15 protein-coding genes and 1 tRNA gene are annotated in these 16,704 nt (G+C 37.4%); 9 read left to right on the top strand and 7 right to left on the bottom strand.

Annotation, left to right across the window (positions count from 1 at the left end; translation table 11 throughout):
* The first annotated feature begins 6 nt into the window (after positions 1-6).
* On the top strand, positions 7-645 hold the full coding sequence (locus DI487_RS00920; protein WP_109567982.1) for a rhomboid family intramembrane serine protease: 639 nt from the start codon (positions 7-9) through the stop codon (positions 643-645).
* Positions 646-693: 48 nt separating this feature from the next.
* Positions 694-1,383: an SIMPL domain-containing protein gene (locus tag DI487_RS00915; protein WP_109567981.1), complete on the top strand. Its 690-nt coding sequence runs from the start codon at positions 694-696 to the stop codon at positions 1,381-1,383.
* A gap of 108 nt (positions 1,384-1,491) precedes the next feature.
* Here DI487_RS00915 and DI487_RS00910 read toward each other — a convergent pair whose 3' ends face one another.
* The 7 genes from DI487_RS00910 to DI487_RS00880 all read right to left on the bottom strand — a co-directional run bounded on the left by DI487_RS00910 (position 1,492) and on the right by DI487_RS00880 (position 7,989).
* The gene (locus tag DI487_RS00910) at positions 1,492-2,148 is read right to left on the bottom strand and encodes a hypothetical protein (RefSeq protein WP_109567980.1); all 657 of its coding nucleotides are present in this window, start codon (positions 2,146-2,148) and stop codon (positions 1,492-1,494) included.
* A gap of 12 nt (positions 2,149-2,160) precedes the next feature.
* Complete coding sequence (locus tag DI487_RS00905; RefSeq protein ID WP_109567979.1) at positions 2,161-3,216, bottom strand: ParA family protein; 1,056 nt, start codon at positions 3,214-3,216, stop codon at positions 2,161-2,163.
* Positions 3,217-3,604: 388 nt separating this feature from the next.
* Positions 3,605-3,686, bottom strand: a tRNA-Tyr gene (locus DI487_RS00900).
* Between the two features lie 164 nt (positions 3,687-3,850).
* Positions 3,851-5,008 carry a TlpA disulfide reductase family protein gene (locus tag DI487_RS00895; RefSeq protein ID WP_218925778.1) on the bottom strand — a complete coding sequence of 386 codons (1,158 nt, stop codon included), beginning with the start codon at positions 5,006-5,008 and terminating at the stop codon, positions 3,851-3,853.
* An 89-nt stretch (positions 5,009-5,097) separates the two neighbouring features.
* The gene (locus DI487_RS00890) at positions 5,098-6,507 is read right to left on the bottom strand and encodes an MBL fold metallo-hydrolase (RefSeq protein ID WP_109567977.1); all 1,410 of its coding nucleotides are present in this window, start codon (positions 6,505-6,507) and stop codon (positions 5,098-5,100) included.
* A gap of 70 nt (positions 6,508-6,577) precedes the next feature.
* The gene (locus DI487_RS00885) at positions 6,578-7,357 is read right to left on the bottom strand and encodes a sulfite exporter TauE/SafE family protein (protein ID WP_109567976.1); all 780 of its coding nucleotides are present in this window, start codon (positions 7,355-7,357) and stop codon (positions 6,578-6,580) included.
* Positions 7,357-7,989, bottom strand: coding sequence for a Crp/Fnr family transcriptional regulator (locus DI487_RS00880; protein WP_109567975.1), 633 nt, complete (start codon positions 7,987-7,989; stop codon positions 7,357-7,359). Before DI487_RS00880 ends, DI487_RS00885 begins: the two co-directional genes overlap by 1 nt.
* Positions 7,990-8,219: 230 nt before the next feature.
* On the opposite strand from DI487_RS00880, the gene DI487_RS00875 reads away from it, so the two are divergent.
* From DI487_RS00875 to DI487_RS00845, 7 genes are all read left to right on the top strand, one after another.
* Positions 8,220-9,299: a fatty acid desaturase family protein gene (locus DI487_RS00875; RefSeq protein WP_245896472.1), complete on the top strand. Its 1,080-nt coding sequence runs from the start codon at positions 8,220-8,222 to the stop codon at positions 9,297-9,299.
* Between the two features lie 97 nt (positions 9,300-9,396).
* Positions 9,397-11,037 carry an AMP-binding protein gene (locus DI487_RS00870; protein WP_109567973.1) on the top strand — a complete coding sequence of 547 codons (1,641 nt, stop codon included), beginning with the start codon at positions 9,397-9,399 and terminating at the stop codon, positions 11,035-11,037.
* 8 nt (positions 11,038-11,045) lie between these two features.
* Positions 11,046-11,558: a hypothetical protein gene (locus tag DI487_RS00865; protein ID WP_109567972.1), complete on the top strand. Its 513-nt coding sequence runs from the start codon at positions 11,046-11,048 to the stop codon at positions 11,556-11,558.
* A gap of 27 nt (positions 11,559-11,585) precedes the next feature.
* A complete protein-coding gene (locus tag DI487_RS00860; protein ID WP_146193347.1) occupies positions 11,586-11,957 on the top strand; it encodes a hypothetical protein in 372 nt (123 codons plus the stop codon).
* Positions 11,958-12,021: 64 nt separating this feature from the next.
* Positions 12,022-13,035 (top strand): TQO small subunit DoxD, encoded by a 1,014-nt coding sequence (locus tag DI487_RS00855; protein ID WP_109567970.1) that lies wholly within the window; start codon positions 12,022-12,024, stop codon positions 13,033-13,035.
* Between the two features lie 156 nt (positions 13,036-13,191).
* Positions 13,192-15,687, top strand: a complete 2,496-nt coding sequence (locus tag DI487_RS00850; RefSeq protein WP_109567969.1) for a heavy metal translocating P-type ATPase — start codon at positions 13,192-13,194, stop codon at positions 15,685-15,687.
* 19 nt (positions 15,688-15,706) lie between these two features.
* A complete protein-coding gene (locus DI487_RS00845) occupies positions 15,707-16,651 on the top strand; it encodes an aldo/keto reductase (protein ID WP_109567968.1) in 945 nt (314 codons plus the stop codon).
* Positions 16,652-16,704 lie beyond the last annotated feature (53 nt).

Raw genomic sequence — 16,704 nt, 5'->3', positions numbered from 1 at the left:
AAATCAATGGATATTTTCTTACTGACTATAATCGGAATTAATGTTTTGGTAAGCTTTAAAGGCTTTAACGACATGGCTTTTTTCAGGAAATACGAGTTCCATGTTGGCTCTGTTAAAGCAGGCGAACAGATCAGGATATTGACCAGCGGCTTTTTGCACGTCGATATTATGCACCTCGCATTTAATATGCTGACCTTGTACTTTTTTGCGCCGGTTGTTTCTCATACTTTGGGCAACATGTATTTCCTGTATATTTATTTCGGAAGTTTAGTTGCCGGAAACTTGCTGACGTTGTATTTGCACAAAGACGACTATTATTATAGAGCCGTAGGGGCTTCCGGAGCAGTAACCGGAATTATTTACAGTTCCATACTCTTGTATCCGGAAATGACCTTAGCGTTGTATTTTTTCATTCCTATTCCGGGGTATCTTTTCGGAATAGGTTATTTGCTGTACTCGATCTACGGAATGCGTGCTAAAAATGATAATATCGGTCATACGGCGCATTTCGGAGGAGCGATCGCCGGGTATCTGATGACTTTACTCAAAGATCCGTCGATGTTAGTGACCAATACTAAAATGCTGATCTTGTTAACAATACCTATTCTGCTGCTTTTTTATTTGTACAAAAACAATAAGTTGTAAGATTTTGGCACGACAATTGGATAAATTATCTGAAAAACAAAATATAGTATGAAAAAATTAGTTCTGATTTTAACATTTGCAACAACAGCTATGATGGCCCAAAATCAAATTCAGGAACCTGTTCCTCAGATCTCAGTGAGCGGAGAAGGTAAAATTAAAGTAGTACCGGATCAGGCGGTTATTACTTTAGGCGTTGAAAATACAGGAAAAGATGCCACAGAGGTAAAAAAGAAAAACGATGAGACGGTTGATGCCATCATCAAAGCCATTAAGAAAAACGGAATCCCGGCAAGCGATTACCAGACACAGAATGTGTCCTTGCGCAAGAATTACGATTACAACCAGAAGAAATACAGTTATTATGCCAATCAAACCATCAGCATACACTTAAAAGATCTGAAAAAATACGATGCTTTACTAATGAGTTTGGTCGATGCCGGAGTGAACAACATTCAGGGAGTGGAATTCAAATCGTCTACGTTAGAGCAATACGAGTCAGAAGCGCGTGTTAAAGCCATGCTGGACGCGAAAAAGAAAGCGGAAGACTATGTTTCGGTTTTAGGACAAAAAGTGGGCAAGGCGTTACAAATTAGCGATAACTCACAGGTTAATTACCCGAGACCGATGTATAAAACCTATGCAGTAGCAGAAATGGCCGATGCAGCACCGAGAGAAACCTTAGCGATAGGGGAGATCGAAGTAACGGCAAATGTTTCTGTGAGTTTTGAATTGAAATAAAAAAAGTTTTTTAAAATAGAAAATCCCGAAGTTTAGGCTTCGGGATTTTTTTTTGTTTAGCGTTTTGTTACGTTTGAGTGAGTATTTTGCTTGAGCTAGCAAGCGTTATTATTTTCTAAATCTAATATATTGAAAAGGTGTCGAGGGTATTTTAAAGTTTATATATTCCTTTAACCATAATCCTTTTTCAGAAATTGTTTCATTTTTATTTCTTTCAAGTTTTTCAATGATATCATTAATTATTGAAATCTGAACTTGTTCAATTGATGAAGTCTTAATAAAATCTATAATTTTATAGTTATTATCATTCAATGTGTACTCCAAATTGACTTTATGAGAAACCATAAGTTCAAATAAATCATTAGAAATTATTATTCTAGGGTAACGTGCTAATTTACTTTCAATTCCGTATGCATCAATTAAACCAGAACTAAATAAGAAGTCATCTTTGTAATAATGTTTACCATAAGTAACCCCTCCTCTTATAAGTATTCCCCTTAGTAAAAGTTTCAATTGATATTCTGCAATTAACTTTGAAAATGAATGAAAAGAACTATGGTCAAATGGTGCAGAAATGATTATTGAATCAGAGAATTGAATTAATGTGAATTCTAGTTTTTCATATTTTAAACTATTTGTTTCTTTATGTAAATCAAGAAGTTTCTGAAAATATTTTTCCTCACCTGAAGGTCCTTCTAAATCTGATTTAACCATATTAGAATAGCCTAAAATGTCTAAAAAAGCTACAAAATGATAATCAAGCATAATTTTGTAATTTTAGTTTATACGGTCAATTATTTTTTCAAACATTGATTTAAATTCACTCATGCGTCTAGTAGCATCGTCCCAAGTTCCACCACCCCATTGCCCTCCTTTTTCAGTAATAGAGGCAGTCATTGATTGTTTAACTGCATATACGGGGACACAAAATTCTTGCATCAAGGGGGCTAAACTTTGAAAATCGGGAATTGAAGGAGTTGAAATTGTATCTTCATTCAGACCATTTGTTAAATCATTAGTTTGAGTAGAATATTTTTTAAGAATAGGGAATAAATTGTCAATTACTGTTTTTGGAAGTCTGTCCATCCATAATTTGTAACCTGGTTTTGGTTTTCCTTTTAATAATTTGTAATGCTGTGGTATTGTACCTAAAAATTTAGGTTTACCTTCTTTGACAGGTAAGCCTAAAGCTTTAAAATCGGATACTACCTTATCATGTTCACCGATCCATCGATCAATTATTAAAGATAATGTTTTTATTGCTTGTATGTTGAATCTGTCTGGTGCAACTGGAACAAAAAAACAATCACATGAGAGAAAACAACTTCTCGTTAATGAACCAGAACTCGGACCGACATCTATAAAAATATAATCAAATGAATTTTTAAGACCATACCTAGTTAGGAAGTCTCCAATTGCAACATATGTTCTTTTCTCATGGATTTTTGTTGAGAATCGCTGTTGATGAGACTCTGAAAGAGCATCTTCAATGCTGCTTAGCTGAACATCTCCACGTATTAAAAAGAGTTTTTCTTTTACCTTTACATTTTCAATCTTACTTATATCAACTTCTGGAATATCACCACTAATTCTTGGGGATAAAATATTCAATAATGTTGTTCCTGGTATTTCATTTTCTTTACCTGTTGATTCCATTTTTTCATCATATTCAGCTATTAGATCACCAATAAGTAACTCGGTGATATTACATTGAGGATCAGCATCTACAACTAATACTTTTTTACCTTTTTCAGCTAATAGATGAGCCACATTAAAGGTCGTTGATGTTTTAGAAACACCTCCTTTATGATTATAAAAAGTTAATATTTTCATTGTATTTTTATTTAATTACCAACTAATATAGTTTCAAATATATACAACTTTTCTTTACAAAATAAAATTTTATTGTTAGAAATTAGATCGTTACTATAATAAGTAAGAGGAAATTAAAAGAAAAAAGGAAGAGACCTTTGAAAGAAATACAGAGCAGTAAAGCATTTAGGGAGCAGAATTACTCACTTCGTTTGTGATCCTGAGTAAGGAAACCTTACTCAAACAAAAAATCCCAAAACATTTATAAAAGTAAACTTGGTTATCAGGTATAAAATACCACGAAACAGGATTAGCTTCGCTTTTCCTGCAAAGCTACGCTTTGAAAATAAAACCAACAAAAAAACGCCTAAGCAAGGCTTGGCGTTTTTTTATTGATTCTATTTATTCGTGGGGAGAGCAGGATTCGAACCTGCGAAGGTGTAACCAGCAGATTTACAGTCTGCCCTCGTTGGCCGCTTGAGTATCTCCCCAGCCTGTGCTTATCTTGTAAGCGGTTGCAAATATAGGATTGTTTTTAAAACTTACAAATACAAAATGCGATTAATTTTAAAATAATTTATAACCATTTGTAAATTAGAAAAATAAAAAAAATCTCCTATAGGAGATTTTTTTATATACGTTATTTTAAGAGGGCTTATTCACCTAAAAGTTCTTTGATCTTTGCGTCAAGTTCAGCACCTCTAAGGTCTTTGGCAATGATAACACCGTTTGCATCAACGATAAATGTTGCCGGAATGGCTTTTACGTTGTATTTCTCAGCGATCGGGTCGGCCCAGAATTTTAAATTAGAGATATGGTTCCAGGTTAAACCGTCTTTAGCAATAGCTTCTTTCCATTTTGCTTCGTCTTTGTCAAGAGAAACCCCGATAATGTTCAGTCCTTTGTCGTGGTAGTGGTTGTACAATTCCACTACATGAGGATTCTCCATACGGCAAGGGCCACACCATGAAGCCCAGAAATCAATGATGGTTACTTTTCCCAATGATTCTTTTAATGAAATTTCTTTTCCTTCCGGAGACGGTGCTGAAAAATCAGGTGCTTTTTTACCGATTTCTACAGAGTTGGCAGCCTCTATTATACTTTTAATATTTTTAGCGGCTCTTGTATCTAATAATTTTTGTTCAAAGTTGTCCAAACGTTTTTGCGCTTCGTCAACTGAAATTTCCTGACGCAACAATTGGTTCTCGGTCAACAGGATACCGACAAAACTTTTCGGGTTGTTGGTAATGATCTGAACCGGAACATCAGCCAATTCTGATTTGATCTCCTCCAAATCCTTGATCAGTCCGTTCACTGTAGCAGTGTCACCGGATGATTGTGCCGTCATGTATTTTTCCTGATTTTCTTTCTGGTACGACATAATTTTGTCATACACTGCATTGTTCTTAGTGGTGAATTCCTGAAAGATATCATTTTCAACAGTTCCCGCTATTTTATTATTTTGAAGTGAATCTTTATCGAATGCAATTGAAATAGCTCCGTTTTCCAGGATAAAAGGAATTCCATTACTGCCTTCAACCGTTAAGAAGCCAAGTTCCGGTAATTCAGAAGCTCCTTTAAATTGAAATTTTCCGTTCTCAACCGTAACAGTATCTTTCGGAACCAATTCGTTCTCACCCTGAATTTGCAGATAAACTTTTGTGCCGTTGTCAACACCTTTTGTGTCTCCGGTAATGGTATAGCCACTTTCTGCATCTTTTTGACAAGAAACAAAAGCAAAAGCTACGGTTGCTAGTAAAGCCAGTTTTTTCATAAATAGTCTTTGTGTTAAGGTTTTGGCAAAATTATCCATTTTAGATGGTTTTGGAAGTATGATCGGTATTAATTTTTTCATAAAAAAATCAGGCAAATCGCCTGATTTTCTATTTAAAATGAATCTTTTTACTTTAAAGTGGTCGGACAAACATATTGAGTCAGTTCAACATTTGTATCGCGAATACCGCCCATCCCTTTTTCAACATTGATCATGTTGTGATAGCCTCTGGCTTTCATGATCGAAGCCCAGATCACTGAGCGATAACCGCCCGCACAGTGTACATAGAACGGTTCGGCTTTAGGAACTTCTGCTAAGTGTTCGTTTAAGTAATCTAACGGAATACTTTTAGCATTTACAATATGCTCTGCCGTAAATTCGCCCGGTCTTCGGGCATCGATAACAATAGCGTCTTTGTAATGCTTAGCAAACTCTTCAGGGCTTACGGATTGTAGAGAATCAGTTTCAAAACCGGCTTTTTTCCAGGCTTCAACGCCTCCGTTCAGGTAGCCTAAAGTATGATCAAAACCTACTCTTGATAAACGGGTTACGGTTTCTTCTTCTTTTCCTTCCGGCGCAATGAGGAGGATCGGTTGTTTTACATCTTTAATTAAAGCTCCTACCCACGGTGCAAATTGACCGTGTAAACCGATGAATATAGACCCCGGAACGTGTTCTTTGACAAATTCGCTTTCGTTTCTGACATCCAGAACGATAGCATCTGTTTGATTGGCTACGGCTTCAAATTCAGCAGGAGAAAGCGGTTTGTTCGCTTTTTGCATTACATTATCCAGACTTTCATAGCCTTGTATGTTCATTAGTACATTCTGAGGGAAATAGGCCGGAGGAGGAGTTAAACCTTCCAGTAATTCTTTTTTGAATTCCTCAACGGTCATATCAGCTCTCAGAGCATAATTGGTTTTCTTTTGATTGCCTAAAGTATCTGTGGTTTCTTTACTCATGTTTTTACCGCAGGCACTTCCGGCACCGTGGTTCGGGTATACGATCAGGTCGTCTGCCAGTGGCATGATCTTATCGCGTAGCGAATGGAATAATTTTTCGGCTAAAACTTCCTGAGTAAGGTCTTCCACTAACTTTTGCGCCAGATCCGGTCGACCTACATCACCGATGAATAAAGTATCACCGGTAATAATTCCGTTTTGTTTGCCGTTTTCATCCGTTAGCAGGTAACAAGTACTTTCCAGTGTATGTCCCGGAGTATGAATGGCTTTAATGGTATAGTTACCGATTTTGAACTCTTGTCCGTCTTCAGCAATGATCGCTTCAAAATTCGGCTTAGCAGTAGGACCGTAAACTATTTGTGCTCCTGTTTTTTTAGCCAGATCTAAATGTCCTGAAACGAAATCAGCATGAAAATGCGTTTCAAAAATATATTTAATTTTAGCATTATCTTTTTCAGCTCTGTCTATATAGGGTTGTACTTCTCTCAGCGGATCAAACACGGCAGCTTCGCCGTTGCTTTCAATATAGTAAGCAGCATGTGCTATACATCCGGTATAAATTTGTTCTACTTTCATAATTCAATTTTTTAGTTTTCAAGTGTAAAATTAGTCAACTTTTAGTAAAAAAGCAGTAACTCCTGTTACATTATAACATTTCTTTAAATAAAATAAAGACCGCCATTGCTAAAACAAAATAGGCAAATCCTTTTTTCAGTTGTTTTTCATTGATGAATTTATTAAGGTACGTTCCTATAAAAATTCCGGCAATGGAAACCAATGTAAAACTGAGTAAGAATTTCCAGTCGATCTCTAAGTTCTGGACGTCTCCTAAAAAGCCGATCAGGGAGTTCATGGAAATGACAAATAAAGAGGTTCCGATGGCTTTTTTCATTGAAAGATGTGCGAATAAAACCAGTGTCGGAATGATCAAAAATCCGCCTCCGGCTCCTACAAAACCGATAAGAACCCCGATAAAGAAGGTTTGTATCAGTAAGGTAAACAGGGAAACCTCTTTGGGCTGTTCGCTCGTTTCTTTTGCTTTAAGCATGGAATAGGAGGCAAAGAGCATGATAACCGCAAAGAGCAACATTAAGAAAGAACCTTTGCTCAGAGTCATCCATTCGTTTTGAAAGATCACATCCGGCAACAAAGGCACTAAAAATTTTCGGGTGAGATATACACCGATAAATGACGGAATGGCAAAAATGATCCCGTTTTTAACGTCTACTAATTTTTTTTGGTAATTATGTATGGCACCCACTACGGAAGTCGTCCCCACAATGAACAAAGAATAGGCAGTAGCAGTAACCGGATTGATATGCAACAGATAGGTTAAAACCGGAACCGTCAGCATAGAACCGCCTCCGCCGGTTAATCCTAAAACCAAACCGATCAGTAATGCTCCTAAATAACCTAGTATTTCCATTAAAGTTCTAGGATTTCGATTTTATTGCGGTTCAGTTTTATTTTTCCTTTAAGTTCTAAACTTTTCAAAAGTCGGGAAACAACCACTCTGGAAGTGTGCATCTCATAAGCGATCTCCTGATGAGTAGTATTGATCTCCGTATTGCCTAATACTTTTGCTTTGTCTGTCAGGTATTTGTACAGGCGTTCATCCAAGTTCATGAAAGCTAAAGTATCTATGGCTTCCAGCATTTCCTTAAGGCGAATGTTGTAACTGTCAAAAACAAAGTTGCGCCAGGTTTTGTATTTGGTGAGCCATTCTTCCATTTTTTCAACCGGGATCATAAGCAATGTTCCATCAGTTTCAGCAACTGCTCTTATTTTACTTTTAGCTTGTCCCATGCAACAAGTCAGGGTCATGGCACAAGTGTCGCCGCGCTCCAGAAAATAAAGCAACAATTCATCGCCATTGTCGTCTTCTCTCAGGATCTTGATGGCTCCGTTTAAAAGTAAGGGCATGGTTTTTATATAATCGCCGATCTCAATTAAGTAATCATCGGCTTTGAATTCTTTGTAGATGGCAACTTTGCCTATTTCGTCTAATAATTCTTCTTCAAAAATATAGCCGTATGCCTGTTTTAGAAGTTCTTCCATTTTTTTATAGTTACAAGTCTGTTTTGAGTTATTGGTATGTAAAGATAGTTTTTTCTGGGGTTAATTGTATGTAACAACGGTTACATTAACTTTTGTTTGGTGTTCGCAAAACATAAAATTAACGAAATATTATTTTTTTTTGACAGGCAATTACAATAAATTTGTCTCTTAGAAATAATACTTCTCTGATATCAATTATATATTATTGTATGGACGCTTTAAAAAGGCCAATGTTTGCTAGAGCTTCTAAAGATGATTTTTTTAAGAAACTGGTTAAAGAAGTTCAGGAAACCGTTTTAAAAAATAAAAAGATACAATATAAAAGTATTTATAAAGCCCTGGGGCTCTTAGCTTTGTTTTTTGTATTCTACGGATGTATCCTGTTGTTTGGGAACAGTACTCCGCTTTTATATACTTTCTATATTCTGATGGGATGGACAATGATCGTGCTATTTGTGAATTCATTTCATGATGCAGCCCACGGAGCGGTATTTTTTACACCTAAGCAAAACAGATGGTTCTGTTATGTATTGGAGCTTTTCGGTTCTAACAGTGAAATATGGATAAGACGTCATATAGAATTGCATCATCCTTATCCGAATGTGCAAAATTGGGATTGTGATATCAAGCAAAGCGATCTGGTGAGACTTTTTCCGAACAGTAAGTGGTATAAGTTTCACAAATTCCAGCATATTTATATGTGGTTCTTATATCCTTTTTATACCATAATATGGTTGTTTAGCAGGGATTTTAAAGATTTTTTTGGAACAAAAGACAATTACCTGAAGAGAATTTATACCATTCCCGTTCTTGAGTATGTAAAACTTTTTGCAGCCAAAGTGTTCAATATTTTCTATATGTTATTGATCCCTTATTGGGTATTGGACCAACAGTTTTCAACCGTATTTTTAGCTTGGTTTGTAATGCATTTGTTGTCGAGTGCTTTAGGCGTGGTAGCTTTGATATCAACTCATGTTGATGAACATGCTGTTTTTCCGTTGCCACCGGAAGATGGGAGATTTGATTTGACTTGGGCTGAACACCAAATGCTGGTAACAAAAGATTTCAGTGCCGGAAATCCGATAGCTGATTTTCTGTACGGAGGCTTTACGCACCACGTAGCACACCATTTGTTTCCCACAGTAGGTCATACTTATTATCCTTATATTACCCCTATTATAAAGAAATATGCCGCAGAGTACAATTTACCTTATACTTGTTATCCGGCTATTGAAGCCGTAAAATCACACTTTTATTTGTTGAAAAACAGTGGAGTAGGTCAAAATATTTTTAATAGTTATGAACTATAATGATAGTTTCGGCTGTTATAAACCAATAAAAACTGTTAATAATTGTAATTTTTAGTTAAATAACTATAAATTTGTTATCCTTATAAAAATACACAGGATGACATCAATAGCATATGTGAACGGACCTTCGGATACTCCGTTATTGGGAGAAAACATTGGTCAGAATTTAAAACGAACAGTAGAGAATTACCCCCAAAATACGGCATTGGTATCACTTCAGCAAAATTACCGTGCTACGTATCAGGAATTTTGGGATCAAACAACAGAATTAGCCAAAGGACTTTTAGCATTGGGTGTCCAATCTGGAGACAGGGTCGGGATCTGGTCTCCTAATCGTTACGAATGGGTTTTATTACAATATGCTACAGCAAGGATCGGAGTAATACTGGTAAACATAAATCCGGCTTACCGCTCGAACGAGTTGATCTATGTTGTCAATCAATCCGGTATTAAATTGTTGATATCTGCATTACAGTTCAAAACAAGCGATTATAAAAAAATAGTTAAAAAGTCTGAGAAATACTGTAAAAGGTTAAAACAGGCTTTATATCTGGATCAGGATTGGCAAAAGATTCTGGATTTGGCGACAACGGTTTCCGATGAAACGTTAGTACAAGCCGAGTCTGGAGTTCAGTTCGATGATCCGGTTAATATTCAATATACTTCCGGTACAACCGGTTTCCCTAAAGGAGTGACGCTTTCTCATCATAATATTTTGAATAACGGCTATTTCATTGCGAAACGGTTACACTATACTAATAGTGATAAAGTATGTATTCCCGTGCCTTTTTATCATTGTTTCGGGATGGTGATCGGAAATTTAGCCTGTACCACATCGGGGGCAACTATGGTTATTCCGGCCGAAAGTTTTGAACCTCGATTAACCTTGGAAGCAGTAGAAAAAGAACAATGTACATCGCTTTACGGCGTGCCGACTATGTTTATTGCCGAATTGCAGTTGCCGGATTTTAATTCTTTCAACCTGAAAAGTTTACGTACAGGGGTAATGGCAGGTTCGCCTTGTCCGGTAGAAGTGATGAAACAGGTGCAGTCTAAAATGTATATGAAAGAAGTCTCTATCTGTTACGGAATGACCGAAACCTCTCCCGTTTCCACACAAACGGTTATAGGAGCACCGTTAGAAAAACAGGTAAGTACGGTAGGAACGGTACAGGATCATTTAGAAATTAAAATTGTTAACCCGGAGAACGGTGAAATTGTACAGCGAGGAGAAGCCGGCGAATTATGTACCCGCGGTTATTCTGTGATGTTAAAATATTGGGAGAACCCGGAAGCTACCGATCAGGTACTGGATGACGCAGGATGGATGCACACCGGTGATTTAGCCGTAATGGATGATGAAGGTTATATCAATATAGCCGGAAGGATAAAAGATGTGATCATCAGGGGTGGTGAAAATATTTCACCGAGAGAAATTGAGGAATTTTTATATACTCACGATTTGATCGAAGACGTACAGGTAATCGGAATCCCGCATGAGAAATACGGTGAAGAGATCATGGCTTGGGTAAAGTTAAAAGCTGAAGCCGATTTGTCGCAGCACGAACTAATGTTGTTCTGTAAAGATCAGATAGCCCATTATAAAGTGCCGAAGTTCTGGAAATTTGTAGACAACTTTCCGATGACCATTACCGGAAAGATCAGAAAAGTAGAAATGAGAGAAATATCCATCAAAGAACTGGGACTAGAAGAGCTGTTAAAGATCAAAACCAGTTAAACTTTTGTATGAAGCAGTACAATAGAAGTAATTTCCATAAGCATACATTTTGTATTTTCAGGCAGATCACAGCAACAGAAGAGACCAGTCTGAATTTTACATATAAAAGCAAATCGGGCAGTGAATATTGTTTTACGGAGCAAGGTGTATACAGACGATCCAGCCATTGGGGCAGAGCAGCTAAGTGTCGTTGGATATTATCTGAAACAACAGCATATAAAAATCAGAATGTAGTTTGCGGCTATGCCAATTGGACGGATTTTTATACCAATAATGAAACGGCAGCGTTGTTTTTTATAACGTTGGATCTCACTCAGCAAAAAGTGAGTTACCAACATAAAGACGCTTCAAACGATCAAGAGCGATTGCTGCGAACCGCTTCTGAAACTGCAAAACGGATCAAAGAAATAAAGAACATCCTCTATCAGGACGATTGGGCTAAATATTTGGACATCGTAAATGTTGAAAAAGCCAGAACACAACTTTTAGAAGAATTGGTAAACACCGAAACCCCTTGGTAAAATTAAAAAGCAAATACTTGTAATTGAATGAAACAGACGAAAACACGACAACTCTCTTTTTTCAAGGTAGTAGCTTTAGCAATGCTATTATTACTGGTTCCGTGTAAAGTTCGCAATTTCATTGAAAAAAGTTTTGATCTAGAAATTTCCAAGCCAAACCTTCAAATTAAGACAACCTGTAAAAAGGAATGTCAAATACAGGTATATCAAAAACAACAATGGCAGGTTAAAAAGGTATTGCCTGTAATTAGCGGAGACGAACCTGCCGATATCTTTTATACGGGTTTTATCTCAATTAAAGAACCGGGAAAAAAAGTTACTTTTCTACCTCAGCAGAAATCCGGTATAACAGTTCCTTATTATGTGTTATTTCAACAGTTGAAAATTCATCTTGTGTAGTTAGAACCCTGGATTATCCCTATTCTTAGGGAGATAAAAAGAGTAATAATAAAATCAAGAGTATATGAAAACACAGGAATCTTCATATAATCTAGCTGCACTTTTCGCATTAAGTCTGCGATTAGTAGTGGGCTGGACCTATTTTTCTGCCTTTTGGCGCAGAGTTGTTTTAGAAAACAAATTAGATCCGGAATTACCGGGTTACATCGGACAAAAGTTCAATCATTTTTTACCTAATGCCATTGGTATTCAACCTATCATTGAATATCTGGTAACCCATCCGGAGGCACTTCACCGGGCAATGGTCACTTTTACGATCATAGAAGCCTTAGTCGGTTTAGGGATCATTTTAGGGATAGCAACACGTGTAATGAGTATAGGCGTACTGAGTTTAGCTATGGGAATTTTATTGGGTTCCGGTTGGTTGGGCACTACCTGTTTGGACGAATGGCAGATAGGAGTGCTGGGTGTGGCATCCGGAGCCGTATTGTTTTTCGCTGGCGGAGGTTTATTTTCTGTAGATGCTTTGCTTGAACAAAAGGGAAGCACTTTTACAAAGAAACGTTGGTATCCTTATTTTTTCTCAGGAAAATTACCTTGGTCAACAGCAACATTGAATAAAGTTGTGCCGCTTATAGCCTTGTTTATCTTTGGTCTTACCTTATATACAAATCAGGTTTTTCACGGAGGACTCTGGGGAACGTTGCACAACAAATCTGTAAAACCTAAAGTCGAAATTTCCAATGTAGTTCTGACATCAAATGCTCTGCAACTGGATGTTTATCGGGTAGAAGGAGCCGATGTATACGGTTCATTTGTAATTGCGATTAACTTATTAGATGAAAAAAATGAAGTGCTTTGGACCAAGACTCAGGAAGAACTTGCCGAACTAAAAGCTAACGCTATTCAGAATTATTATATAGCTCAGGTAAAAGCCGGAAAGCATAGTTTGGTATTGCCGTTAGGTGCCAAAGCTACTTTGAATTTTGTTTCCGATGATTTTCAGAAAATAAAAAATCAGGTAGCTAAGATACAGTTAGTAGATATCAGTGGTTTGCAATGGGAAACTAAATTCTAATAAATGCACCGCTTCAAAAAATTAAAGAAGCGGTGTTTTTTTATAATCTTAACAGAACGCTAAATTTTTGTCAGGCTGTTTCATTTTTGGTAACTTTGAGGGAATAGTTTTTCAACCTAAAACATTTCGTTACAACGAAATTCTAAAAAGCTAACCATGAAACATCAATATCAAGTCACCGGAATGTCCTGCAAAGGATGTCAGGCAAGCGTGGAAAAAACCTTGCAGTCTTTTCCGGAAATACAAAATATCACTATTGACCTTGCCACAGGTAAAACCGAAATTGAAATGTCTTCTCATATTACCATTAAGCAATTACAAGATGCTTTTTTGAGAGATGGATTGCATTATTCGATTTCAGAATACCATGAGCATGCTATGCCACACCACCATCACCAACCGCAACAACCCAAAAAGAAAGGCAATGGAGTGTATTATTGCCCCATGTTTTGCGAAGGCGATAAAGTATACGACAAACCCGGAAGTTGTCCGGTTTGCGGAATGGATTTAGTAGAACAACCTGCTGCTAAACCAAAGGCTTTGTATGCTTGTCCGATGCATCCCGAGATTGTTTCCGACGAACCGGGAAGTTGCAGCATCTGCGGAATGGATTTAGTGTTACAACAACCCAAAGATGAAGAAGAGAATACAGTTTACAATTCCTTAAGGTGCAAATTTATTCTGTCGCTTTGTTTCACCATTCCCGTTTTTATTATCTCCATGAGTGGTATGTTGCCACACAATCCGTTGTATGATATTATGGATGTAAGCTATTGGAATTACATTCAGTTCTTGCTTACGTTACCCGTTGTGTTTTACACTTGTTGGATGTTCTTTACACGAGCTTGGAAATCCATTATCACATGGAATTTGAATATGTTTACCTTAATTGGGATCGGGGCAGGAGCCGCATTTGTATTCAGTCTCATCGGTTTGTTCTTTCCGACCATTTTTCCGGACGAATTAAAAGCACACGATGGCAGTGTACATTTGTATTTTGAAGCTACGGCTGTTATCCTGACTTTAGTTCTGCTCGGACAATTGTTAGAAGCCAGAGCGCATACGCAAACCCATACGGCTTTAAAAGAATTGTTGAAATTAGCGCCATCCGAAGCAACGCTTTGGGAAAACGGAACAGAGAAAAGAGTCGCTATCGATAAAATTGTAGTGGGAAATATCTTGAGAGTTAAGCCGGGCGAAAAAATTCCGGTAGACGGAATATTAACTGAAGGCAATGCAACTATTGACGAATCCATGATTTCCGGAGAACCTTTACCGATTGATAAAAAAGAAGGCGATAAGCTAATCGGCGGAACACTCAATACCAACCAATCTTTTTTAATGAAAGCCGAAAAAGTGGGTTCGGAAACGTTGTTGTCTCAAATTATTGAACTGGTGAACCAAGCGGGACGATCTAAAGCGCCTATTCAAAAATTAGCCGATACCATTTCTAAATATTTTGTACCCATTATTGTTGGTGTTTCCATCCTTACGTTTATCATTTGGGCAATTTTCGGACCGCAACCGGCTATGGTATATGCTTTTGTAAATGCTATTGCGGTGTTAATCATTGCTTGTCCTTGTGCTTTAGGTCTGGCTACGCCTATGTCGGTTGTGGTGGGAATTGGTAAAGGGGCTCAGTTGGGAGTGCTAATCAAGAATGCGGAAGCGCTGGAAACCTTACACAAAATTGATGTAGTCTTAGTGGATAAAACCGGAACACTAACCGAAGGAAAACCTTCTGTAGAAAGTATTGAAGTAGTAAACGGAACTAACGAAAAAGAATTTACAAAAGTCTTAGCATCTGTTAATCAAAATAGTGAGCATCCTTTGGCAAATGCTACGGTTACTTTTGCGCACCAGAAGAATATAGCATTAGATTCGGTACACCAATTTGAATCGGTTACCGGAAAAGGAGTGAAAGCCGTTTGGAACGATCAGCAAGTTTTGATCGGAAATATAGGTTTACTTCAAGAATTCAAAATTTCGATTACCGATGTGGTGTTGCAAAAAGTAAAGGAAAAACAAGCACAAGGCAAAACCGTTTCTTTTTTAGCAGTTGCCGGAACCTTGTGGGGTTTTGTAGTCATTGCCGATGCGATTAAAACAACCAGTAAAGAAGCCTTGCAGTACTTTAAAGAGCAAGGTATAAAAGTGGTAATGTTGACTGGCGACAATCCGATTACGGCAAAAGCTGTAGCTAACGAATTAGGATTGGACGAATACAAAGCCGAATGTTTACCGCAAGATAAACTTCAGGTGATTCAAGACTACCAAAAAGAAGGAAAAATTGTAGCGATGGCAGGCGATGGTATTAACGACTCGCCGGCATTGGCACAAGCCCAAATAGGGATTGCCATGGGAACCGGAACCGATGTAGCTATCAACAGTGCTGATGTGACTTTGGTTAACGGTGATTTGAAAAATATTGTAAAAGCACACCAATTGAGTAATGCCGTGATGAAAAACATCAAACAAAATCTGTTTTTTGCCTTTTTCTACAATTTATTAGGCGTTCCGGTAGCGGCTGGCGTGTTGTTTCCGGTATTCGGTATTTTATTGTCACCAATGTTGGCCGCTGTAGCGATGAGTTTTAGTTCCGTTTCGGTAATTACCAATTCGTTACGCTTAAAATCCTTAAAAATAAAATAATCAGAGTTTTATAGATCATATGAAAAAAATAATAATTAAAAATACCGATTTAGAAATTGCACTGATTAATTTCGGTGGAAATGTATTCGGTTGGACACTCGACGAAAAACAATCTTTCTCTATTTTAGATGCCTTTCACAACAAGGGTTTCAATTTTATTGATACAGCCGATACCTATTCATGGTGGGTAAACGGAAAAGGAGGGCAATCGGAAACCATCATCGGAAATTGGATGAAACAACGCGGAAACCGCAACGAAATGGTGATTGCAACCAAAGTAGGTTCGCAAACCAAAGAACATGGATTTGACATCAGTAAAAAGCATATCTTAAAATCCGTGGACGAATCGTTACAACGTTTACAAACCGATCACATTGATTTGTATTATACGCATTTTGATGATGACACAACACCGGTTGAAGAAACGATGGAAGCCTATGCCGAAATTGTAAAAGCCGGAAAAGTTCGTTACATAGCGGCGTCTAATGTTTCACCGGAACGTTTACGCGAATCATTTGACGTAGCCGAAAAAAATGGCTTTCCGAAATATGTGGCTTTACAACCACATTATAATTTAGTGGAACGTCAAAAATTTGAAAGCGATTATGAGCCTTTGGTCAAAGAATTCAATTTGAGTGTTTTTCCGTATTGGGCATTAGCCGCAGGATTCTTAACCGGAAAATACAGAACAGAGGCTGATTTCAGTAAAAGTGTCAGAGGAGAAGGCGTTCGAAAATATATGGACGACAAAGGCTTAGCGGTTTTAAAAGCATTGGATGAGGTTTCAGCTAAACACAACAGCCAACCGGCAACAGTAGCTTTAGCTTGGTTATTGGCTCACCCTTCAATTACCGCACCTATTGTTAGTGCAACGAGTCAAAATCAACTACAAACTTTGTTTGATGCACCTGAATTACAATTGGATGCAGAAGATCTACAATTGCTAGATACTAGCAGTTTGTAAAATTCTGAACTATAAAATATAAAGAGCTGTCTGTGGAAACAGACAGCTTTTTG

Source organism: Flavobacterium sediminis (assembly GCF_003148385.1).
Lineage (GTDB): Bacteria > Bacteroidota > Bacteroidia > Flavobacteriales > Flavobacteriaceae > Flavobacterium > Flavobacterium sediminis.
This window is presented reverse-complemented; position numbering and strand designations above follow the sequence as displayed.